This is a genomic window from Microbacterium sp. MYb62 (assembly GCF_002979475.1).
Taxonomy (GTDB): domain Bacteria; phylum Actinomycetota; class Actinomycetes; order Actinomycetales; family Microbacteriaceae; genus Microbacterium.
In genome coordinates, this window is record NZ_PCOY01000015.1 from 23,272 (window position 1) to 44,240 (window position 20,969).

Here is a 20,969-nt window from a genome sequence, read left to right on the forward strand (position 1 = left end):
CTTGAACATCGCTCCGCGGTTGCGATCTTCCCGTGTCTCGTGACATGATCTCGGAAAGCGCTTTCCCGTATCGGCGGGAGAAAGCGCGATCAGCTTCCCGCGACAGAAACGGAACACCATGGCACACACGAGCACCCGCGAGATCGGGATCATCATGAACGGCGTCTCCGGACGCATGGGCTACCGGCAGCACCTGGTGCGCTCGATCCTCGCGATCCGCGAGGAGGGCGGCATCGAGCTTCCCGACGGCTCGCGCGTCACGGTGAAGCCCCTCCTCGTCGGACGCAGCGAGGCCAAGCTCGCCGAGCTGGCGGCGAAGCACGGGATCGAGGACTGGACGACCGACCTCGACGCCGCGCTCGCCGATCCGCAGTGGGAGATCTACGCCGATTTCCTGGTGACCAAGGCCCGCGCCTCCGCCATCCGCAAGGCGATCGCCGCAGGCAAGGCGATCTACACCGAGAAGCCCACCGCCGAGTCGCTCGACGAGGCGCTCGAACTCGCCCGCCTCGCGCAGCAGGCCGGCGTCAAGACCGGCGTCGTGCACGACAAGCTCTACCTCCCGGGTCTGCAGAAGCTCAAGCGCCTGATCGACTCCGGCTTCTTCGGCCGGATCCTCTCCGTCCGCGGGGAGTTCGGGTACTGGGTCTTCGAGGGCGACTGGCAGCCCGCGCAGCGCCCCAGCTGGAACTACCGCACGGAAGACGGCGGCGGCATCATCACCGACATGTTCCCGCACTGGAACTACGTGCTCGAGAACCTCTTCGGCGAGGTCAAGAGCGTCTACGCGCAGGCGGCCGTGCACATCGCCGACCGCTGGGACGAGAAGGGCGAGCACTACACCGCCACCGCCGAGGACGCCGCCTACGGCATCTTCGAGATCGAGGGCGGCGTGATCGCCGAGATCAACTCCTCGTGGACCGTGCGCGTGAACCGCGACGAGCTCGTCGAGTTCCAGGTCGACGGCACGCACGGCTCTGCCGTCGTCGGGCTGTTCGGTGCGAAGATCCAGCCCCGCAACGCCACCCCGAAGCCGGTGTGGAACCCCGACCTGGAAGACACCCGCGACTACGACGCCGATTGGCAGAAGGTGCCGACCAACGACGTGTTCCTCAACGGCTTCCGGCAGCAGTGGGAGGAGTACCTGGTCTCGTACGTCGAGGGCACCGACTACCCGTTCGATCTGCTCGCGGGCGCCCGCGGCGTGCAGTTCGCCGAGGCCGGGCTCACCTCGAGCGCCGAGGGCCGCAAGGTCTCGCTGTCGGCGCTGAGCCTGGACTGACACGATGAGCACGCTCCGACTTCTCACCGCCGAGGGAACGGCGACCGACACCGTTCTGCACGAGGGCGGTTCGTACTCGCGTCCGTCCGCCGCCCTGCGGAGCCGCGTCGCCTATGCGGCCGCGCACGTCGTGCCGAAGGCCTACGCCGACAACACTCCGGGGCAGCCGGCCGACATCGACTGGGACGCGACACTCGCCTTCCGCCGCAACGTCTACTCCTGGGGACTCGGCGTCGCCGACGCCATGGACACCGCGCAGCGGAACATGGGGCTGGATGCCGCAGCCACCCGCGAGCTCATCGCCCGCAGCGCCGAGGTCGCCCGCGAGGAGGGCGGCTCGGTCGTGGTCGGCGTCAACACCGACCACATCGCCGAGACGCACATCTCGCTCGACCAGGTGATCGCCGCCTACACCGAGCAGCTGCACTTCACCGAGGATCAGGGAGCGGGGCCCGTGCTGATGGCCTCGCGTCACCTCTCCCGTGTGGCGACGGGTGCCGCGGACTACCGCCGGGTCTACCGCGAGGTGCTCTCGCGCGCGACCGTGCCGGTGGTGCTGCACTGGCTGGGCACGGCCTTCGATCCCGAGCTGGCCGGCTACTTCGGCGCCGACGACTGGGAGACGGCCTCCGAGGTGCTGCTGCAGGTCATCGAGGAGAACCCGGGCAAGGTCGCCGGTGTCAAGATGAGCCTGCTGAACGCTGAGTCCGAGATCTCGGTCCGCGGCCGTCTCCCCGAGGGCGTCCGCATGTTCACCGGCGACGACTTCAACTACGTGAGCCTGATCGCCGCTACCCCCGACAACTCGCCGAGTGCACCGGATGCTGCCGAGCGCACGGCTTCTTCCGGCGAACAAGCCGTGCACTCGACGACAAGCCGTGCACTCGGCGGCGAGGGTGAGGGTGTGGGCGCGTACTCCGACGCGTTGCTGGGCGCGTTCGCGGCGATCACGCCCGTCGCCTCCGCGGCGATCCAGGCGCTGGATGCCGGCGATCCGGAAGCATACCTGCGCATCCTCGGTCCGACCGAGGGGCTCAGCCGCCAGGTGTTCGCGGCGCCCACCTTCTACTACAAGACGGGCGTCGCCTTCCTCTCCTGGTTGAACGGGCACCAGCCCGCGTTCCAGATGGTCGGCGGTCTGCACTCCGCGCGCAGCCTGCCGCATCTGAGCCGCATCGTCGAACTCGCGAACGCCTCTCTCGCCCTGGAGCAGCCCGACCTCGCGCGCGAGCGCTGGCACGGGATGCTGCGCCTGAACGGGGTGGACGCGTGAGCCCTCTCTCCTCGACGCCCGATCCGCGGCTGTCGATCAACCAGGCGACCATCAAGCACGCCGACCTCGCCACCGCGCTGCGGGTCACGGCAGAGGCCGGGGTGCAGGCCATCGGACTGTGGCGCGAGCCGGTGAACGAGGTCGGCCTCGACGTCGCGGCGCGGATGCTCGGCGACTCGGGCCTGCGCTTCTCGACCCACTGCCGCGGCGGGTTCTTCACGCTGCCGGCCGGGGCGGAGCGCGATGCCGCGCTCGACGACAACCGCCGGGCGATCGAGGAGACCGCGACCCTGGCCGCCGCCGGCGCGTCCGGGTCGACCGCGGTGCTCGTGCTCGTCGCGGGTGGTCTGCCGGTGGGATCGCGCGATCTGATCGGGGCGCGAGAGCGCGTGCGCGATGCGATCGGCGTGCTGGCTCCCGAGGCGAAGGCCGCAGGGGTGACCCTCGCGATCGAGCCGCTGCATCCGATGTACGCGTCGGACCGTGCCGTGGTCTCGACGCTCGGCCAGGCTCTCGACATCGCCGCCGACTTCGACGCCGCCGTGGTCGGCGCCGCCGTCGACACCTTCCACATCTGGTGGGATCCGCAGGTGCTCGAGCAGATCGCCCGGGCCGGGCGTGAAGGCCGCATCGCCACGTACCAGGTGTGCGACTGGAAGACGCCCCTCGCCGCCGACGTGCTGCTCTCGCGGCACTACACCGGCGACGGTGTGATCGATTTCGGCTCGCTCACCCGTGCGGTGGTCGCGACCGGATACGACCGCGACATCGAGGTCGAGATCTTCAACGCCGACATCTGGGCGGATGCCCCGGAGCGCGTCGTGCGCCGCACGGGCGAGTCCTTCGCCGCCGCCGTCTCCCCGCACCTCGGCTGAGGGCGCGCGGGAGGGCTTTGAGAGGATGAGAACATGACCCGAATCCGTGCAGGGCTGTGCTCGGTGACCTTCCGCGCTCTCGAGCCGGAGCGCATCGTCGAGATCGCGGCTGCGGCCGGGCTCGAGGCGATCGAGTGGGGCGGCGACGTGCATGTGCCGCCCGGCGACGTCGGGCGCGCGGCGGCGGTGGCTCGAGCCACATCCGACGCCGGGCTCGCCGTCGCCTCGTACGGCTCCTACTTCCGCGCGGGAGGGGACGAGTCGCTGACGGCGATCCTCGACAGCGCGGAGGCCCTGGGCGCCGATCGCGTCCGCATCTGGGCCGGAGGCACGGGCTCGGAGGCCGCCGACGACGCACACTGGAGCGCGGTGGTGACGCGTCTGCGGTCTGCGGCGGACGAGGCCGCGTCGCGGGGGATCGGCCTCGCACTGGAGTTCCACTCCCGAACGCTCGCGGACACCGCGCCCACCACACTCCGGCTGCTGGCCGAGGTCGGCAGTCCGGCGCTGTCGACCTATTGGCAGCCGACGGTCGGTGCCTCGGTCGACGCGGCGCTGGAGGAGTACCGCGCGGTCGCGGCGCACACGACGGCCGCCCATGTGTTCTCGTGGTGGCCGACCACGGAGCGGCTGCCGCTGCGGGCGCGAGACGCCCTCTGGACGCGGTTCTTCGCCGCGGCCCGCGGCGCGGAGCGCCCGCCCCGCGACGCCCTGCTCGAGTTCGTCCCGGGTGACGATCCGGCGCTGCTCCCGACCGAGGCCAAGGCGCTGCGCGAGTACCTCTCCGTCTAGCATCCGACGTCGTCCCCCCGCCGCTCTGGCGCCGAGCGGTGCTCGCCCCTATAGTGGGTGGCACCGCGTGGCAAACGTTTGCCACAGCAGGCGTCCTCCTCGCGGTGAGTCTCGAATCAACGACGATCGGAGAAAGATGTCTGGCACGAAGAAACGCCTCCTCGCGGCCGCGGCCGTGGCGGTGCTCACGTTGACGGGGGTGACGATGGCGGATGCGGCTGTCGGGGCCACCTCCACCGTGACCTCCCTGGCCCAGCTGCAGTCGGCGATCAGCACCGCCGGCGCGGGCGACACGATCATTCTCAAGAACGGCACGTACACCGTGTCGAGCAGTTCACCGCTGACGATCTCGGGCGGCGGGACCGGCGCCGCGCCGGTGACGATCGCCGCGGAGAGCGTGGGCGGCGTCACCCTCACCGGCACGAAGAGCTTCGTCTTCGCCGGCGCGCATGATGTCGTGATCGAGGGCTTCCGGTTCACGCAATCGACGACCCTGGAGATCCCGGCGGACAGCCGAGCCATCACCCTCCGGCGTGACGAGTTCGCCTTCGCCGACGTCGAGGGCCTGCACAACGTGATGGTCCGTGCCGACGACTCCGTCGTCGAATACAGCTGGTTCCACGGCAAGACGACCCTCGGCGTCTACCTCGGCATCGAGGGGGCGGGGTCGACCGACATGGCGACCGGGGTGAAGGTGCGGCACAACTACTTCTCCGATCACAACTTCGCCGGCGCGAACGGCGGGGAGTCGATCCGGCTCGGGGTCAGCCCGCGGGCGCTGAGCGTGGCGGGCGCCGTCGTGGAGCACAACCTGTTCGAGGAGGCCAACGGCGACCCCGAGGCGATCTCGGTCAAATCGAGCGGCAACACGATCCGGTACAACACCATCCGCAGCAGCCTCGGCGGCATCGTGCTGCGCCACGGCAACGACAACACCGTCGTCGGCAACCGCATCATCGGCGGCGACAACGGCATCCGCATCTACGGCAACGATCACGAGATCATCAACAACTATGTCGCCGGGATCAGCGGCAAGGCGCTCATCATCGGATCGGGCACGCTGCGGGATCACTACGAGGGTGAGCCCTCGACCTCGCGCACCAAGAACGACGCCCCTGACCGCATCCGCATCGCGTTGAACTCCTTCGTGAACAACGGCGACGGCATCGCCGGCGAGACGAACCGGACTGTCCCGCCGCTCGACGTCACGATCGTCGACAACGTCATCCAGGGCGCCACCGGGAAGCTCGCGGACGTGCCGCTCATGCAGGACTTCTACTGGCGGGGCAACATCCTCTGGGGAGCGGCCGCCAACGGCAACATCCCGACGGTCGGCTACACGAAGGTGAATCCGCAGCTGTCGCTGGACGCCGCCGGAACCTGGCGTCCGGGGTCGACGAGCCCCGTGGTCGATGCCGCGAATCAGACGAATCACGCGAACTGGGTGACGGACGACATCGACGGGCGCACGCGCGCGGGTGTCTTCGACGTCGGTGCGCACGAGGTGAACGGTGGCGCGGCCACCCGCGCACCGCTGACGGTCGCCGACGTGGGCCCGAGCGCTCCGTAGTACCGGCCGGCACCGCTGCCCCTCCGCCCCTCGTGAACAGGGCGGAGGGGCAGCGGCGTCAGAGGGCCGTGGTATCGGAGGGCAGCGGTGTCGGAGGGCCGTGGTGCCGGAGGACCGTGGTGCCTGGTGGCCGTGGCGCCAGAGAGCGTGGTGCCAGAGAGCGTGGCGCCAGAGGGCGTGGTGTCAGAGGGCGTGGCGTCAGGGGCGCGGGATGCGGAACGTGTCGTACGGGACGCGCTCCACGAGGTCGTGCGCGATGTCGACGGCGTCCGCATCCGTCAGGCGGTGGGTCGCGACGAGGGAGGCGAGATAGGTGGCATCCGCGCGGCGGGCCATGTCGTGTCTGGCCGGGATCGAGCAGAACGCCCTGGTGTCGTCGATGAACCCCGAGGTCTTCGCGAAACCCGCACTGTCGGTGACGGCACGGCGGTATCGCTCCATGGCGTCCGGAGTGTCGAGGAACCACCACGGCGCACCCACGTAGACGCTCGGGTAGAAACCGGCGAGCGGTGCGAGCTCGCGTGAGAACGCGGTCTCGTCCACGGTGAAGAGCACGAGCCGCAGGGCCGTTCCCGTTCCGAAGTCGTTCAGCGCCCGCCGCAGCGGTTCCGTGAAAGCGGTCGGCAGCGGCAGGTCGTGGCCGGTGTCGGCGCCGTGCCGCTCGAGCGTGGGCATGTGGTGGTTGCGGTGCACGCCGGGGTGCAGCTGCATCACCATGCCGTCCTCGGCGGACATCTCCAGGAGTCGGTAGAGGATGTCACGCCGGTACGCGGTGCCCTCGGACGGGGTGGCCGTGCCGCGGAGGCCGGCGGCGTGGATGCGGTCAGCCTCGTGAGGATCGAGTGGCAGCGCCCAGGCGTCGGGGACGCCGGTGTCGGTGGCCGTGCCGCCCAGGCTGCGGAAGTACGCGCGTCGGGCGCGGAGGGCCGCGAGGAGTCCCTCGTAGGTGTCGCACGGGATGTCGGCCGACGACGCGAGTCCGTCGAGAGCCGAACGCCAGATCGCGGCCGACGGGTCCATGATCCTGTCGGCACGGAACGTCGGGAGCACGCGTCCGGCGAAACCGGGATCCGCGGCGAGTGCTCGATGATCCGCGAGGTCGGCGGCGGGGTCGTCGGTCGTGGCGAGCACGTCGACCCCGAATCGCGTGAACAGGGCGCGGGGGCGGAAGGCCTCCTCCGTGAGGCGCTCGGCGACCTCGTCGTAGATGCGATCGGCGGTGTCGGCGGACAGGCGTGCCTCGACGCCGAACACCTCGCCGAGCTGATATTCCAGCCAGTACTGCACCGAGGTCGCGCGGAACAGGTGCCAGTGCGCGGCGAGCACGCGCCACGCCTCCCGAGGATCGACGGGCGACCCGCCGACCGGGGCCTGCACTCTTGCGAGCGGGACGCCGGCACCGTGCAGCACGCGGGTGACGTAGTGGTCGCCGGTCAGCAGCAGCTCGGTGGGGGAGGCGAACGGCGCATCGTCGGCGAGGAGCTTCGCGGACACGTGTCCGTGCGGCGAGCAGATCGGCGCATCCGCCACTTCGAGGTAGAGCTCGCGGGCGAGTTCGCGGGTCTTCGGGTCGCTGGGGAACAGGCGATCCGGATGCATCGTGGTGGTCGGCATGCTGTCCTTCGGCGATCGTGCGGGGAGGGGAGCGCACTCGTCCCTCCGTGGCAGGTTACTTGCTGGCACGACGATTGGCAATCGCTTGCCATAGACTGCGGGATAGCGATGGATATCCCGACGCGGAGAAGAGGAGCACGGCATGCGGAACGCGCACGGAGACGGTGCCACGGACGACACCCCGACGATCGCGCATCTGGGTGTCGGCGCCTTCCACCGCGCGCACCAGGCCTGGTACACCCACCGTGCATCCGTCGTGGGGCAGCCGTGGCGGATCGTGGCGTTCACCGGGCGGTCGTCCCGGCAGGCAGACGTGCTGCGCGCCAGGGGCGGTAGGTACACCCTGGTGACGCGCGGCGCCGACGCCGACGAGCTCTCCGAGATCACGAGTATCCGCGAGGTGCACGACGGGGCGGACCAGGCGTCGTGGCGAGCGGTCGTCTCCCGCCCCTCGACCCGGGTGGTGACTCTGACCATCACCGAGGCGGGCTATCGTCTGAACGGCCGTGGCCGACTCGACACCGCTGCGCCCGACGTCGCCGCGGATCTGGGCAGCGCGAGGACCGACGCGACAGCCCCCGCGGCGACGGCGCCCGTGCGACTGGCGGCGGGCCTCGCGGCCCGGCGTGCGTCCGGCGCCGGCGAGCTGACGGTGATCAGCTGCGACAACCTGTCGGCGAACGGGGCGATCACGCGGGCGGTCGTGCGCGCCGCCGCCGCCGAGTGGGATCCGACGCTCGTCGACTGGATCGATGCGCACGTCACCTTCCTCTCGTCGATGGTCGATCGGATCACGCCGCGCACCACGCCCGCCGACATCGACGAGGTCGAGCGGCGCACAGGCATCCGCGATGAGGGCACGGTCGTCGCCGAGCCCTTCTCGGAGTGGATCATCGAAGAGCCGTCCCCGGCCGGGTTCGCGGGCCCCCGTCCCGCGTGGGCGCAGGTGGGCGTGCGCTTCGAGTCCGACCTGGCGGGCTTCGAAGAGCGGAAGCTGCGCATCCTCAACGGCGCCCACTCCCTGCTCGCGTATCAGGGGCTGCGGCGCGGGTTCGACGACGTCGCGACCGCCTTCGCCGATCCTGCGCTGCGCGATCTCGTCGAGGAGTACTGGGTGGAGGCCGCGGCGAGCTGTCGGCTGCCCCCGTCCGAGCTGGCCGCGGCAGTCGCCGCCACCAGGGAGCGCTTCGCGAACGCCCGCATCGGGCACACCCTCGCGCAGATCGCGATGGACGGCGCGCACAAGCTGCCGCATCGCATCGTTCCGGTCCTCGCGCACGCGGTCCGTGCGGGCGGGGAGGCCTCCGCCCCCGCATCCGCCATCGCCGCGTGGGCCGTCCGGAGCGGACAGGGCGACGACGCCGTGGAACGCCTGCTCGACGGCGTCGCCGACTCGGCGGTGCTTCCCGCGATGCGCGCCGCCATCGCCCGCGGAATCCGTAGGCTGGAGTCCGATCCCGTCGGCGCCGTGCGCGGCGGCGGGGCGATCTGATCCGAAGATGAGACGGAGACCGATGAGTGACGACGGAGCCACCCGGGGTGCGGCACCGGGCGAACCCGCCGCCGTCGACGCGGCCGTCGAGGACTCACCGGGACGCGGCCAGGAGAACGTGACGATCTACGACGTCGCGAAGCTCGCCGGCGTCAATCCGTCCACGGTCTCCCGGGCGCTGAACCGTCCCGGTCGGGTCAACGCGCTCACCGAGCGCCGTATCCGCGCCGCGGCCGAGACCCTGAACTATCACGTGAACCCGATGGCACGGGCGCTGCCCACCGGTCGTACCTCGATCGTCGGGATCGTCGTCTCCGACATCACGAACCCGGTGTTCTTCGACGTCATCCGCGGCGCCGAGGCCGCGGCCGCGAGGTCCGGCTACACCCTGGTCCTCACGGAATCGGAGGAGTCCGACGAGCGCGAGTACGATCGCGCGCAGCAGATGATGCGCATGGTCGACGGTCTGCTGCTGGCAACTCCCCGCATGTCGGACGATCAGATCCGCGCCCTCGCGCGGCAGAAGCCCATCGCGGTCGTCAACCGACTCGTCGACGACGTGCTCTCGGTCGTCCCCGACGTCCAGCAGGGGATCGCGGAAGCCGTCCGCCATCTGCGCGGACTCGGGCACAGCCGGATCGCGTACGTCCCCGGCCCGCCGCTGTCATGGATGGCGCGCCGTCGCGGCGAACTGCTGGCGGAGCGCTGCGAGTGGGCGCACATCGAGCTCGTCGACCTCGACGCGGTGGCGCCGACCGTGGCCGGCGGACGCAGCTCCGCCGTCGCGGTGCGCGACAGCGGGGCGACCGCCGTGATCGCCTACAACGACCTGATCGCGATCGGACTGATGCAGGAGCTCGTCGAGACGGGCATCCGCATCCCCGCCGACATCAGCGTCATCGGCTTCGACGACATCTTCGGCGCGGACTTCACCTCGCCGCCGCTCACGACGATCAAGTCGCCGCTGCGCGAGGGCGGCGACCATGCCATGGGAGAGATGCTCGGCCGGGTGACCGGATCCGGGGCGCCGCTGGCCGGGTTCGACCTGGCCACGACGCTGATCGTCCGCGGCTCCACCGGAACGGCCGCCCGCTGACCCCGGCGCACCGTCCCGAGGTCGTCGGGACGGTGCGCCGGGGCCGACGGGCGGCCGCTGCGGGTGATCAGGGTGCGAGCGGGCCGACATCCTCCGCGGTCAGCGGGGCGCGGCGGGCGGCAGCAGCGGTCAGTTCGTGCGGGCCGACGTCGGCGGTGCCGATGCGCTTGCGCCCGTCGATGTCATCGCGCACGTACGGCGCGTGGTCCTGCGTCGCCGCGTCCACGGCCGGGCTCGACGGGCCGATGCGGAGCACGTCGGCGCCGTCCCTGATGAGCTGGGGATCGATGCGCGAGTAGCCGGTGGTCGGCAGATCGCCGTCCGCGGCGGCGCCCCAGAGGATGTTGCCACTCCAGACGAAGCCCTGTGACATGGGGACGGAGGCGAGAAGCCCGACATCGCCCTGGATGATGTTGTCGACGATGACGCAGTCGTGGGGCTCGAGCGGCCGATGCGTCTCGCCGGACACACCGCCCGCGTTGCCGATGAAGGAGTTCAGGGCGATGCGGATGCGGTCGGCGGCATCGTTCTTGGTGCGGGAGGTCGACGGCTCGCCCTCGTAGTGGTCGCGCACCGTGCCGGCGCCGAGCACGAGCGCGGTGTCCGCGGTCTCGCCGATGTAGTTGTTCACGATCACGTGGTCGTTGCCGTAGACGCGGATGCCGCGCAGGCCCCGGATGATGTGGTTCGACTCGACCCTGGTGCGGTTGCCATGGCGGAGCACGATGCCGCCGCCGCTGTCGCGGATCGTGTTCCTGCGGATGATGTTGTCGCTGGATTTGACCGAGATCGCCTCCGGGTCGCCGTTCGTCCGCTCGAACAGGTTGTCCTCGACGATCGCGTTCGCGCTGCGCAGCGCCCGCGGGCTCACACCGAGGCGGATCGGCTCGCCGCCGTTGTCGCCGGCGAAGGAATGGTCGGAGAAGTGGTTGTGATGGATGTGCACGTCGGAGGCCATCTCGGTCGATCCGGCGCCTTCGACGCCGAGGAAGACGCCCAGCGTGGACTTGCTGTGGAAGTGGTTGTACTCCACGACCGTGTCGTCCGCGCGCACCATCACGCAGTGCAGCCCCTCGATGTCCGCGAGGACGAACTCGTTGCGGCTCAGAGTGATCGCCTGGCAGTTCGCGGCGATCTCGAGGGTCGTCGACTGCGTGAACACGAAGCCGCTCAGGACCACGTCGTGCGTCGCGTCGAACACGAAGCTCGCGGCGCCGGTGAAGGTGACGCCCCCGATCGTCGCGGCGGCGATGGTCAGCGGCTTGTTCCCCCGCCCGCCCGCACCGGCGAGGCTGATCGGTGCTCCGTCCGGCACCGCGTAGGTGCCGTCGGCGACGATGATGGTGCCGCCCTTGGTCATGGCGGCGATCGCCGCGCGGAGGGCGTCCACCGTCGCGACGTGCGTGTACGGTCCGCGGCCGGGCAGCATCGGCGCACGGCGTCCGGCGGCCGCGGTGAGCGGACGGTCGAGCACGGCGGCGGTGGCCTGCTGCGGGATCGCGGCGGCTGCGACGCCGGCGACGGCGGACAGGATGAAGGTACGGCGCTTCATGGGTTCCTCCTCGTTGAGGGATGAGCGGATGGTGGGGATGGGGTGACGGTTCAGGGGACGGAGGGAGGGGAGAGGCTGGTGCGTCAGGGCTCCGCGGAGAGGAACAGCTCGATGACCGGCACCGGACCCTCCGGACGCTGCACGGGGAGTTGCAGCGTGAGGGTGCCTTCCGGCAGGCCGCCCATGAGCGTGTTCTGCGCTTGACGCGCGGGGTCGATGCGCAGCGGCACGAGCTCGGAGGCGTCCGACATCAGCTGCGCGTACTGCACGCGGTCGGCGAGGCCGGGCAGGTGCAGGTGCTTGAAAGGCCACGAGAACAGGTGCACGTAGAGGCGATCGCCCCGCAGGGTGTAGCGGGTGTCGCTCGGTGCGGACCAGGGTGCGGGGCCGGCGCCGTGGATGGATCGCGCGTGGTCGTCCATCCAGGCCGCGATGTCGGAGAAGGTGCGCTGCGCGGTGGGGTCGAGGCGTCCTCGCCCGTCCGGGCCGATGTTCAGCAGCAGGTTGCCGTCTTTGGACACGCCGTCGACGAGCAGCTTGATCAACGACTCGGAGCTCTTCGCGTCGAGGTTGTCGCGGTCGTAGCCCCAGCTCCCGTCGAGGGTCTGGCACGCCTCCCACGGGACGGGGACGCCGTCGCGCCGCATCGGCTCGAGGGGCTGGTACTGCTCGGGCGTGACGATGTCGCCCGGGATCCCGAGCCTGTCGTTCACGATGATCCCTGGCTGCAGCTCCCTGACCAGTGCCAGGAGGTTCACGGCATCCCAGTCCTCGGCGCCCTTCCCTGCCCAGTAGTCGGGACGGTGCGTGTAGGAGAAGTCGAAGAAGAGGTAGTCGATCCGGCCGTAGTCGGTGAGGAGTTCGCGCACCTGTCCGTGCAGGTAGGGCTGGTAGTCGCGGATGTCGCGGTGAGCCGTCGCGGCTTTGAATTCCTCGTCGTCGCGCTGCGGGTGGGTGCCGTCGACGGGGAAGCCCTCGTGGTGCCAATCGATGAGGGAGTAGTAGAGGCCGACGCGCAGGCCCTCCGCACGGCAGGCGTCGACGAATTCGCGCACGGCATCGCGACCGAACGGGGTGTTCATGACCGTGTAGTCGGTGAGCGACGAGTCCCACAGGCAGAAGCCGTCGTGGTGCTTGGCCGTGAGCACCACGTAGCCTGCGCCCGCCGCCTTCGCGGTGCGCGCCCACGCACGAGGGTCGTACCGGTCGGGGTCGAAGTGCGCGCGGTACGGCTCGTACTGCGCATCCGTGAGCTGCTCGCGGCTCTTGACCCATTCGTGTCGGGCGGCGAGCGAGTACAGCCCCCAGTGCACGAACATGCCGAGACGGGCTTCGGTGAACCAGGCGAGGTCGGCGGGTGCCGTCATGACACTGCTCCTTGGGAGACGGGGTGGCGCGGGGAGGAGTGGTGGGCAGGAGCAGTGGCCGGAGCAGTGGCCGGGGCGGTGTCCACGAGGGCTTCGCGCAGGGCGGCGAGCTCTCCGGGGGTGAGGCCGTGATGACGCAGATAGCCGGCGGCGGAACCCCACTGCTCGTCGACGGCGGACAGCGCGGCGCGCATGACCTCGGGCGGCGATTCGGTGGCCAGCATCCAGGCGTGCCGTGACGCGGGGTACTTCTTCGTGAGGCGCTCCGAGGTGGCCCTGCGGTGCGCGGCGGGGATGAGGGAGGCGGTGAGCGCGTAGTCGGCGACGACGGCTTCCCGATCGGCGTCGACGGCTGCGAGCGCCAGCGCGACGACCATCCCGGTGCGGTCCTTGCCGGCCGTGCAGTGCACGAGGGTCGGCGCCCCGGAGGCGATCACCCGCACGGCGGCGACGAGCGGCGCGGACGATTCGGTGAGCAGACGGGAATAGATCTCCCCGAGATCGAGGTCCTCGAGGAAGAACGATCGCGGCGATCCCAGATACAGGGGGAGGCGGACGGTCTCCGCCCCGATGAGCGCGCCGGCGTCGTCCGCGACCTCTTCGTCCGAGCGGAGATCGACCACGCGTCGCACCAGGGGGCGGAGCGTCTGCGCGCCCCGCGGGCGGAGCCCCCCGAGATGGCCCGAGCGGAAGAGCCGTCCGCGCCTGATCGCGCCATCGGCCGTCGGGGTGCCGCCGACGTCGCGGAACCCGGTGACGCCGTCGACCTCGATCACGGCGCTCACCCTTTCAGGGCGCCCGAGGTGAGCCCTCGCGCGAACGACCGCTGGAACAGGAGGAACACGATCACGGACGGGGCGAGGGCGAGCAGCGATGCCGCCATGATCACGCCGGGCGTCACCGCGGGATCGATGCGCAGCGTGCGCAGCGCGAGAGGCAGGGTGTACGTGTCGCTGCTCTGGGAGACCAGCAGGGGCAACAGGTACTGGTCCCAGATCATCGTGAAGCCGAACACGCCGATGACGCCGAGCGCCGGCTTGCACAGCGGGACGATGATCTGCGCGAACACCCGCAGCTCGCTGGCGCCGTCGATGCGCGCGGCCTCCTCGAGTTCGAGGGGCACGTCCTTCATGAACTCGGTCATCACCAGGATCGAGAAGGCCCAGGCGCCCAGCGGCACGATCATGCCGGCGAGCGTGCCCATCAGGTTGATGTGCACGAGGGGGAGATCGGAGAGCAGGATCGACAGCGGCAGGGCCAGGATCTCCTCCGGCAGCATCATGGTCGCGAGGATCGCGACCAGCACGAGCGCCGAGAAGCGGAAGCGCTTGCGGGCGAGCGCGTAACCGGCGAGCACCGAGACGATCACCTGCAGCAGCAGTCCGAACCCGACCACGAAGAAGGAGTTCGCGAGGTACCCGAGCACGCCGTAGTCGAAGGCGATGGCGAAGTTGTCCAGCGTCGGCCGGGTCGGGATGACGCTGAGCTCGGTCGGGTCGGAGACCTCGCTGAACGCACCGACGAGCAGAGCGACGAGCGGGCCGGCGAAGAGCGCGACCACCACCGCGTACAGCAGCACCTTCGCGCCGATGGCGAGGACGGTGCGGCTCTCGGTGAGTCCGAGGGCGGTATCGGTTCCGGCGGTCATGCGTCCTTCTTCCTTCGCACCAGGAGCTGCACGATCACGGTCAGCAGGAGCGTGGCGAGGAACAGCAGCACGGCGCCGGCCGAGCCGACTCCGAGCTTCCCCTGTTCCAGGCCGAGCTTGTAGAGGAGGGTCATGACCACCTCGGTCGCCCCGTTCGGGCCGCCGTTGGTCATCAGGAACACCTCGGTGAACACCCGGAAGCCGCGGACGGCGGCCAGGATGAAGAGGATCGCGAACACCGGTCGGAGTCCGGGGATCGTGACGTGCACGATGCGCTGCCAGCGGTTGGCGCCGTCGACCGTCGCGGCTTCGTAGAGTCCGCGGTCGATGCCGGCGAGTCCGGCGAGGATGATCATCATGTCGTAGGGGGCTCCGCGCCAGATGCCCATCAGCATGATGGACCACATGGCGGAGTCGGGGCTGTTGATGTACTCGCTGGGGCCGAGGCCGATCGTGCCGATGATCGAGTTGAGGAAACCGTCGGCGGACGGGTAGTACATGATCCGCCACAGCTCGGCGACCACGGCCATCGGGACGACGACCGGCAGGAATGCGGCCGAGCGGATGAAGGAGAGCTTCCTGGTCTGCCCTTCCAGCAGGAGGGCGAGGAGGAATCCGAGTGCGAGGCACCCGGCCGTCTGTCCGAACGCGAGGACGAGGGTGTTCACCGTGGCGTCGCGGAACGCGGGGTCGGAGAGGATCGTCTGGTAGTTCGCCAGCCCCACGAACTCGTTGCCGAGGTAGGGCCGCACGTTCTCCACCGACATCGAGACGGCCTGGACCATCGGGATGTAGCGGAAGACGAGGAACAGCAGCAGCGCCGGGGCGAGGAAGGCCCAGGGGACCCACCACTGGCCCTGCGTGCGGTTGCGGCGTCGGCGTGCCGGTGGCGGGGATGCGGGGGTCCCCGCCACCGGAGCGGAAGCGTCGACCGTGTTCACGGCGTCGGCGGTGTCGAGTGTCACTGGTCGAGGATTCCCTGGGTCAGGAGCTCTGCGGTGAGCTTGCCGTCGAGCGCGGCGAGTTCTTCCTCGACGTCGAGACTGCAGTCGGCGAGGAGCGCGTTGACGGTGTCGGCGCTCATCTGCCGGATCGGCGTCCAGCTCGGGATGGTCGGCGCATAGCGTCCGCTGGTCTTGTACGCCTCGGCGAAGGTCTGCCAGCGCGGGTCGTCGCGGACGTCGGCGATGTCGACCTTCTCGTTGACGGGGAGCTGGATCGCGAAGGCCTCTTCGCCCTCCATGCCGTAGGTCTGCGCGTCGGGGCTGATGTAGTAGTCCGCGAACGCGGTCTGGCCCTTCTCGTTGTCGGATCCGGCCATCAGGTAGACGGTGCCGCCCTCGGCGAGGACCGTGGAGTCCTTCGGGCCCTCGGGTGCCGGGACGACCTCGTACTTGTCGGCTCCGAGCACGCCGTCGAACCGCGGCAGCATGTAGGGCCCGGTCACGTACATCCCGGCCACGCCCGATTCGAACGCCTCATTGGTCGGGGGAGTGTCCATGCTGGCCGCGCCGGGCTGGATGACGCCGGCCTTGCACTGCAGGTCGCGGAACCACGTCGCGGCCTCGACCGCCTCGGGCTCGCTCATCGACGGGAGGTACCCGTCGCCGGACTTGGTGATGAAGTCGCCGCCGGCCGACCACAGGAAGTTGGAGAAGTACCACGACGCGTAGCCGCGCTTGGTCGATCCGGGAACGGCGAGTCCGTAGGTGTCGGCCTGGCCGTTGCCGTCCGGGTCGTTCTCGGTGAACGCGGTGGCCACCTCGAGCATCTCGTCCCAGTCGGTCGGCGCCTCGAGGCCGAGGGCCTTCAGCCAGTCGCTGCGCACATAGAGGGCGTTCGCCTGGGCGGAGTAGGGGATGCCGTAGGTCTTCCCGTCGATGGCCTTGCCGGCTTCCAGCGCCTGGGGACTCAGATCGGCGGAGTTCGGGACCTCGTCGAGGTCGATCTCGCGGAGGATGCCCTGGGTCTGCATCGTGCCCAGCTGGCTGACGTCGTTGAGCACGACGTCGGGCAGATCGCGCTGCCCGGCGCGCTGGGCCAGCTTGGTCTCGAAATCGTCGAAGATCGCGGTGACCTCGGCCTTGTACCCGGTCGCCTCCTCGAAGGCGGCGACGAGACGCTGGGTGGCCTCCTCGCTCGGGCTGCCGGGTGTCGTGCGGGTCCAGATCTCGAGGACCGCCTCTTCGTCCTGCTCGACAGCGGAGCCGCCTGCGGGGGCTGCAGTGCTGGAGCAGCCGGCGAGAGCGAGCGTGACGACGCCCAGGACTGCTGCTGTTTTCATCTTCGTGTGCATGTGATCTCCAGTTTGGCAAACGCTTGCCACTTTGCAAGACGTCGTTCGTGAATCTAACCTAGGGACGCGAGCACTGTCAATCATTGATCGGATGTTTCGCTTTCCATGGGTGAACGATGAGGAGACGACGTGGTCGACGGGGAGACGCGCACCAAAGTGCGCCTGGTGATGGAGGAGCGGCGGAGGAACGATGTGTTCCCCGCGGAGGTACTGGCCGACATCGACCGTATCGCGGACCTCGAGCGCCCGTTCCTCACGGCGGCCGAGCTCGCCGCCGATCCCACCGCTCTGCGCGATACCGAAGTGCTTCTCACGGGGTGGGGCGCACCCGTGATCGACGAGTCTCTCCTCGCCCGTGCGCCGAAGCTGCGCGCCGTGCTGCACGCGGCCGGATCGGTCAAGCACATCGTGACCGACGCGGCCTGGGAGCGCGGTGTCGAGGTCGTCTCCGCCGCCGGGGCCAACGCCGAGCCGGTCGCTCAGATGACGGCAGCGCAGATCGTGCTCGCCGCGCGCGGGGTGCCCGCCGCCCGCCGCCGGTATCGCGAGGAGCGGCAGCTGACGGCGTCGGCGGCGGCCGCCGGGGCCCGTGGGGCCGTGGTCGGCCTGGTCGCGCTGGGCGAGATCGGGCGTCGTGTGGCCGAACGGCTGCAGGGCTCGGGGGTGCGGATCCTGGCCGCCGATCCGTTCGCCTCGGCGGAGACGACGGCGGGGCTCGACGTGGAGCTGGTCGACCTGGAGGAACTGTTCCGGCGGTCCAGGGTCGTCAGCCTGCACGCGCCCCTGCTGCCGAGCACGGCGGGCATGGTCGGGGAGGGCCTGCTGCGCAGCCTGCCGCACGGAGCGACGCTGATCAACACCGCCAGAGGTGGTGTCCTCGACGAGGCGGCACTGGTCGCCGTCCTCTCCGCGCGTCCCGATCTCACCGCGCTCCTCGATGTCACGGCGGAGGAGCCTCCGCGGGCGGATTCCCCGCTGTGGGACCTCGACAACGTCGAGCTGACGCCGCATGTCGCCGGCTCCACGGGCGCCGACCGCGCGGCCATGGGCGAGCTCGTCGCGGCCGAGTTGCGTCAGCTCGTGAACGGCCTTCCGCTGCGTCACCGTGTGGAGCCGACGGCGCTGGCGCGCATGGCGTGATGCGGCAAACGATTGCCATTCCTCTCCGCATCGATCGTCCGCCGGAGCGCGCCAGTATGCTCGGGGCATGAGTCTGCCGGAAAGCCCTTCCCCGGCGCGGGCCCCGCGTCATCCACGGGGCCCTGCACCGACGCTGCATGATGTGGCGCGTCACGCGGGTGTCTCGCTCGCGACCGCCTCGCGTGTGCTCAACGGCTCCGAGCGCAAGGTCGCCGAGTCGTTCCGCGAGCGCGTGCAGGCGGCCGCGGCGACGCTCGGGTACACGGCGAACGTCTCGGCCCAGTCGATCGCGCGCGGTACCTCGCCGGTGATCGCCCTGCTCGTCGCCGACATCGCGGACCCCTATTTCGGCCTGATCGCCTCCGGGGTCGCGCGCGGCGCCGATGAGCACGGGCTGGTCGTGACGATCGCGATCACCGAGCGCGACCAGGAGCGCGAGGCGCGGATCGTGCGCGCGTTGCGCGGACAGCGTCCTCGGGGACTGATCCTCGCGGCCTCCCGCACGCAGGAGCCGATCGAGGCCGACACCGCGCACGAGCTCGCGGAGTTCGCACGACTCGGCGGCAGGATCGTCGCGTTCGGGCCCGACGGGGATGCCGACCGTCGCATCGAGATCGACAACCGCTCCGGGGCGGAGGCGCTCGGACGACGCATGGCCGAACTCGGGTACCGCTCCGCGATCGCGCTCGGCGCGGCGGAGGGTGTGCGCACCTCGGACGACCGTCTGGCCGGATTCCGTGCCGGCTTCGAGGGAGCGGGCGGCGTCGTCGCCGCCGTGCGACGTGGAGACTTCCGACGTGAATCGGGGGCGGCGGACATGACGGACGCCCTCGCCGACGGCGTGCCGACCGGAACGGTGGTCTTCGCGATCAGCGATGTGGTCGCGATCGGCGCGATGTCCGCCATCCGCGATTCCGGCCGCGAGGTCGGTGCTGACATCGCCGTGTGCGGCTTCGACGACGTTCCGGCGAGCAGCGATGTCGCCCCGGCTCTGACGACCGTCCGCGTGCCGCTGAGCGAGGTCGGCTACCAGGCCTTCCGCGCGACGGTCGACGCCGACTGGGAGCAGGCGCCGCTCCCGCTCGAGGTCGTCGTACGCGCGAGCACTCCGGGGATCGTCCGATGACCCGCGTCGTGCTGGCGCCGGACAGCTTCAAGGGGACCATCACCGCGGCCGATGCCGCGGCGGCGCTCGCTGACGGGTGGGCGTCGGTCGACCCCGAGGCCGAGTTCGTGCACCGGCCCATGGCGGACGGCGGCGAGGGCACAGTCGCGGCGTTCGAGGCTGCCGTGCCGGGTGCGGTGCGGATGCCGGTGACGGTCGACGGTCCCGCGGGGAAGCCCATCGACACCTCCTGGCTGCTGCTGCCCCCGACGCAGGACGCACCGGCGGGGACGGCCGTCGTCGACATCGGCTCGACCTCCGGTATCGAGCTGCTGGACGAACTGCGCCCCTGGGATGCCGACACCACCGGCTTCGGTCAGGCCATGGCCGCAGCCCTCGACCACGGCGTCTCACGCCTCGTCGTCGGCATCGGCTCCAGTGCGTCCACCGACGGCGGTACCGGGATGCTCGCCGCTCTCGGCGCGCGGTTCCTCGACGCCTCCGGTGCTCCGGTCGCCCGTGGTGCGCGCGGGCTGGCCGACATCGCATCGGTGGACGTGAGTGGATTGCGGGCCGCACCCGACGTGCGCGTGCTCACCGACGTCACCAATCCGCTCACCGGTCCGCGCGGCGCTGCTGCGGTGTTCGGTCCGCAGAAGGGCCTGCGCGACGACGACATCGCGTTCGTCGACGGCGGCCTGCGCCGGCTCGCGGAGCTGCTGGGCATCGATCCGGCGGGGCAGGGCAACGGCGCGGCCGGAGGCACGGGAGCGGCGCTCGCGGTGTGGGGCGGCACGCTCGCGCCCGGCGCCGCCGAGGTGGCCGAGCTCATCGGCCTGGCCGACGCGATCGCCGACGCGGATGTCGTCATCACCGGCGAGGGCTCGTACGACGGGCAGTCCGGCGACGGCAAGGTGCCGTCCTTCCTCGCCGGCCTCGCCGCTGCCGCGGGAGCACAGGCGATGCTCGCCGCCGGCCGCATCACACCCGACGCGGACACCGCGCTGTTCGCGGCATCCGCTTCGCTCACCGACCTCGCCGGCTCCGCGGATGCCGCCCTCGCCGAGCCTGCTCGATGGCTCCGCGACGCGGGGGCGGTGCTGGCACGCGCCGCGCATGCTCGCTCCGCAGACGTGCCTCCGGGTCACACCGTGAGGCGCGAGCGGTAGTCCGAGGGCGTCTGCCCGGTCCAGCGGCGGAACGCGAGGGTGTAGCCGTTGGGGCTGAAGCCCATGGTGCGTGCAACCGTCGCGACGGTCTCGCCCGCGCAGAGCGGGGCGATGGAGAGCTCCAGGCGGAAGAGCGTCGTCCATTCGGAGTACGTGGTCCCGGTCTCGGCGAGGAAGGCCCGCCGGATCGTCGCCACCGAGGCGTGCAGCTTCCGCGACCATTCCTCCAGCGGCGGGACGACGGCCGGCGCGACACGCAGGTGCTCCAGCACGGGGCGGGTCAGCGGGCCGTGCGGGAGTCGGAGCGGATGACGCAGCGCCGGGGCGCGGTGCACGGCGGCCGCGATCTGCCGCCCCCGGGTGGCGTTGCGCTCGTCGTCGTGATCGCGCGCCCAGGCGAGGAGGAGGGCGCGCAGTTGCGCATCGATCGTGACGAGCCTGGCCTGCTGCGGGAGCGCGTCGTCTTCGAGATCGATGGCGAGAGGCACGAGATCGGGGGCGAAGACGCCGGAGTGCAGCACGCGTGGGGGAACCCAGATGCCGGTCGCCGCATCGAACGGGCAATCCCGGTCGTCGATGCGCAGAACCCCGGATCCGGTGATCGCCGTCACCAGCTGGCCGCGAGCGTGCACGTGCGGCGGGTGTCCCCAGTGCTCCACCTCGTCGAGGTCGGGCTCGACGACGGCTGAGCGCTCCAT

18 protein-coding genes are annotated in these 20,969 nt (G+C 70.6%); 10 read left to right on the forward strand and 8 right to left on the reverse strand.

The window, feature by feature from the left end; genetic code table 11:
* Positions 1 to 118 precede the first annotated feature (118 nt).
* The 5 genes from CQ042_RS14175 (at position 119) to CQ042_RS14195 (ending at position 5,792) form a co-directional block, all read left to right on the forward strand.
* Positions 119 to 1,282 (forward strand): Gfo/Idh/MocA family protein, encoded by a 1,164-nt coding sequence (locus CQ042_RS14175; RefSeq protein WP_105671100.1) that lies wholly within the window; start codon positions 119 to 121, stop codon positions 1,280 to 1,282.
* A gap of 4 nt (positions 1,283 to 1,286) precedes the next feature.
* Positions 1,287 to 2,555, forward strand: a complete 1,269-nt coding sequence (locus CQ042_RS14180; protein ID WP_105671101.1) for a dihydrodipicolinate synthase family protein — start codon at positions 1,287 to 1,289, stop codon at positions 2,553 to 2,555.
* On the forward strand, positions 2,552 to 3,430 hold the full coding sequence (locus CQ042_RS14185) for a sugar phosphate isomerase/epimerase (protein WP_105671102.1): 879 nt from the start codon (positions 2,552 to 2,554) through the stop codon (positions 3,428 to 3,430). The genes CQ042_RS14180 and CQ042_RS14185 overlap by 4 nt, the downstream gene beginning before the upstream one ends.
* A 33-nt stretch (positions 3,431 to 3,463) precedes the next feature.
* Positions 3,464 to 4,222 carry a sugar phosphate isomerase/epimerase gene (locus CQ042_RS14190; RefSeq protein WP_105671103.1) on the forward strand — a complete coding sequence of 253 codons (759 nt, stop codon included), beginning with the start codon at positions 3,464 to 3,466 and terminating at the stop codon, positions 4,220 to 4,222.
* 136 nt (positions 4,223 to 4,358) lie between these two features.
* The gene (locus tag CQ042_RS14195; protein ID WP_105671104.1) at positions 4,359 to 5,792 is read left to right on the forward strand and encodes a polysaccharide lyase 6 family protein; all 1,434 of its coding nucleotides are present in this window, start codon (positions 4,359 to 4,361) and stop codon (positions 5,790 to 5,792) included.
* A 198-nt stretch (positions 5,793 to 5,990) separates the two neighbouring features.
* Here CQ042_RS14195 and uxaC read toward each other — a convergent pair whose 3' ends face one another.
* Entirely contained in the window at positions 5,991 to 7,406 is a 1,416-nt protein-coding gene (gene uxaC / locus CQ042_RS14200; RefSeq protein ID WP_105671105.1) for a glucuronate isomerase, read from the reverse strand.
* 142 nt (positions 7,407 to 7,548) lie between these two features.
* Here uxaC and CQ042_RS14205 point away from each other — a divergent pair, with 142 nt between their 5' ends.
* Complete coding sequence (locus CQ042_RS14205; protein WP_105671106.1) at positions 7,549 to 8,898, forward strand: mannitol dehydrogenase family protein; 1,350 nt, start codon at positions 7,549 to 7,551, stop codon at positions 8,896 to 8,898.
* Between the two features lie 22 nt (positions 8,899 to 8,920).
* Positions 8,921 to 9,994, forward strand: coding sequence for a LacI family DNA-binding transcriptional regulator (locus CQ042_RS14210; RefSeq protein WP_105671107.1), 1,074 nt, complete (start codon positions 8,921 to 8,923; stop codon positions 9,992 to 9,994).
* Between the two features lie 67 nt (positions 9,995 to 10,061).
* Here CQ042_RS14210 and CQ042_RS14215 read toward each other — a convergent pair whose 3' ends face one another.
* The 6 genes from CQ042_RS14215 to CQ042_RS14240 form a co-directional block, all read right to left on the reverse strand.
* Positions 10,062 to 11,546 carry a polysaccharide lyase 6 family protein gene (locus CQ042_RS14215; protein ID WP_105671108.1) on the reverse strand — a complete coding sequence of 495 codons (1,485 nt, stop codon included), beginning with the start codon at positions 11,544 to 11,546 and terminating at the stop codon, positions 10,062 to 10,064.
* An 83-nt stretch (positions 11,547 to 11,629) separates the two neighbouring features.
* Positions 11,630 to 12,913, reverse strand: a complete 1,284-nt coding sequence (locus CQ042_RS14220; protein ID WP_105671109.1) for an alpha-L-fucosidase — start codon at positions 12,911 to 12,913, stop codon at positions 11,630 to 11,632.
* Positions 12,910 to 13,698: a tyrosine-protein phosphatase gene (locus tag CQ042_RS14225; RefSeq protein WP_258132261.1), complete on the reverse strand. Its 789-nt coding sequence runs from the start codon at positions 13,696 to 13,698 to the stop codon at positions 12,910 to 12,912. Before CQ042_RS14225 ends, CQ042_RS14220 begins: the two co-directional genes overlap by 4 nt.
* Entirely contained in the window at positions 13,695 to 14,561 is an 867-nt protein-coding gene (locus CQ042_RS14230; RefSeq protein WP_105671110.1) for a carbohydrate ABC transporter permease, read from the reverse strand. Before CQ042_RS14230 ends, CQ042_RS14225 begins: the two co-directional genes overlap by 4 nt.
* Entirely contained in the window at positions 14,558 to 15,526 is a 969-nt protein-coding gene (locus CQ042_RS14235; RefSeq protein WP_258132262.1) for a carbohydrate ABC transporter permease, read from the reverse strand. Before CQ042_RS14235 ends, CQ042_RS14230 begins: the two co-directional genes overlap by 4 nt.
* Positions 15,523 to 16,857 (reverse strand): sugar ABC transporter substrate-binding protein, encoded by a 1,335-nt coding sequence (locus CQ042_RS14240; protein WP_105671111.1) that lies wholly within the window; start codon positions 16,855 to 16,857, stop codon positions 15,523 to 15,525. Before CQ042_RS14240 ends, CQ042_RS14235 begins: the two co-directional genes overlap by 4 nt.
* Positions 16,858 to 16,986: 129 nt before the next feature.
* Here CQ042_RS14240 and CQ042_RS14245 point away from each other — a divergent pair, with 129 nt between their 5' ends.
* The 3 genes from CQ042_RS14245 (at position 16,987) to CQ042_RS14255 (ending at position 20,271) form a co-directional block, all read left to right on the forward strand.
* Positions 16,987 to 17,997, forward strand: a complete 1,011-nt coding sequence (locus tag CQ042_RS14245; RefSeq protein ID WP_219844861.1) for a hydroxyacid dehydrogenase — start codon at positions 16,987 to 16,989, stop codon at positions 17,995 to 17,997.
* Between the two features lie 142 nt (positions 17,998 to 18,139).
* Positions 18,140 to 19,123: a LacI family DNA-binding transcriptional regulator gene (locus CQ042_RS14250; protein ID WP_258132263.1), complete on the forward strand. Its 984-nt coding sequence runs from the start codon at positions 18,140 to 18,142 to the stop codon at positions 19,121 to 19,123.
* Positions 19,120 to 20,271, forward strand: coding sequence for a glycerate kinase (locus CQ042_RS14255; protein WP_105671113.1), 1,152 nt, complete (start codon positions 19,120 to 19,122; stop codon positions 20,269 to 20,271). The genes CQ042_RS14250 and CQ042_RS14255 overlap by 4 nt, the downstream gene beginning before the upstream one ends.
* Here CQ042_RS14255 and CQ042_RS14260 read toward each other — a convergent pair.
* Positions 20,247 to 20,969, reverse strand: coding sequence for an AraC family transcriptional regulator (locus tag CQ042_RS14260; protein WP_105671114.1), 723 nt, complete (start codon positions 20,967 to 20,969; stop codon positions 20,247 to 20,249). The two genes, CQ042_RS14255 and CQ042_RS14260, sit on opposite strands and share 25 nt — an antisense overlap.

Coding starts and splice junctions, on each gene's coding strand:
- CQ042_RS14175 (WP_105671100.1), top strand. CDS start 119: ATGGCACACACGAGCACCCGCGAGATCGGGATCATCATGAACGGCGTC.
- CQ042_RS14180 (WP_105671101.1), top strand. CDS start 1,287: ATGAGCACGCTCCGACTTCTCACCGCCGAGGGAACGGCGACCGACACC.
- CQ042_RS14190 (WP_105671103.1), top strand. CDS start 3,464: ATGACCCGAATCCGTGCAGGGCTGTGCTCGGTGACCTTCCGCGCTCTC.
- CQ042_RS14195 (WP_105671104.1), top strand. CDS start 4,359: ATGTCTGGCACGAAGAAACGCCTCCTCGCGGCCGCGGCCGTGGCGGTG.
- uxaC (WP_105671105.1), bottom strand. CDS start 7,406: ATGCCGACCACCACGATGCATCCGGATCGCCTGTTCCCCAGCGACCCG.
- CQ042_RS14205 (WP_105671106.1), top strand. CDS start 7,549: ATGCGGAACGCGCACGGAGACGGTGCCACGGACGACACCCCGACGATC.
- CQ042_RS14210 (WP_105671107.1), top strand. CDS start 8,921: ATGAGTGACGACGGAGCCACCCGGGGTGCGGCACCGGGCGAACCCGCC.
- CQ042_RS14215 (WP_105671108.1), bottom strand. CDS start 11,546: ATGAAGCGCCGTACCTTCATCCTGTCCGCCGTCGCCGGCGTCGCAGCC.
- CQ042_RS14220 (WP_105671109.1), bottom strand. CDS start 12,913: ATGACGGCACCCGCCGACCTCGCCTGGTTCACCGAAGCCCGTCTCGGC.
- CQ042_RS14230 (WP_105671110.1), bottom strand. CDS start 14,561: ATGACCGCCGGAACCGATACCGCCCTCGGACTCACCGAGAGCCGCACC.
- CQ042_RS14240 (WP_105671111.1), bottom strand. CDS start 16,857: ATGCACACGAAGATGAAAACAGCAGCAGTCCTGGGCGTCGTCACGCTC.
- CQ042_RS14255 (WP_105671113.1), top strand. CDS start 19,120: ATGACCCGCGTCGTGCTGGCGCCGGACAGCTTCAAGGGGACCATCACC.
- CQ042_RS14260 (WP_105671114.1), bottom strand. CDS start 20,969: ATGGAGCGCTCAGCCGTCGTCGAGCCCGACCTCGACGAGGTGGAGCAC.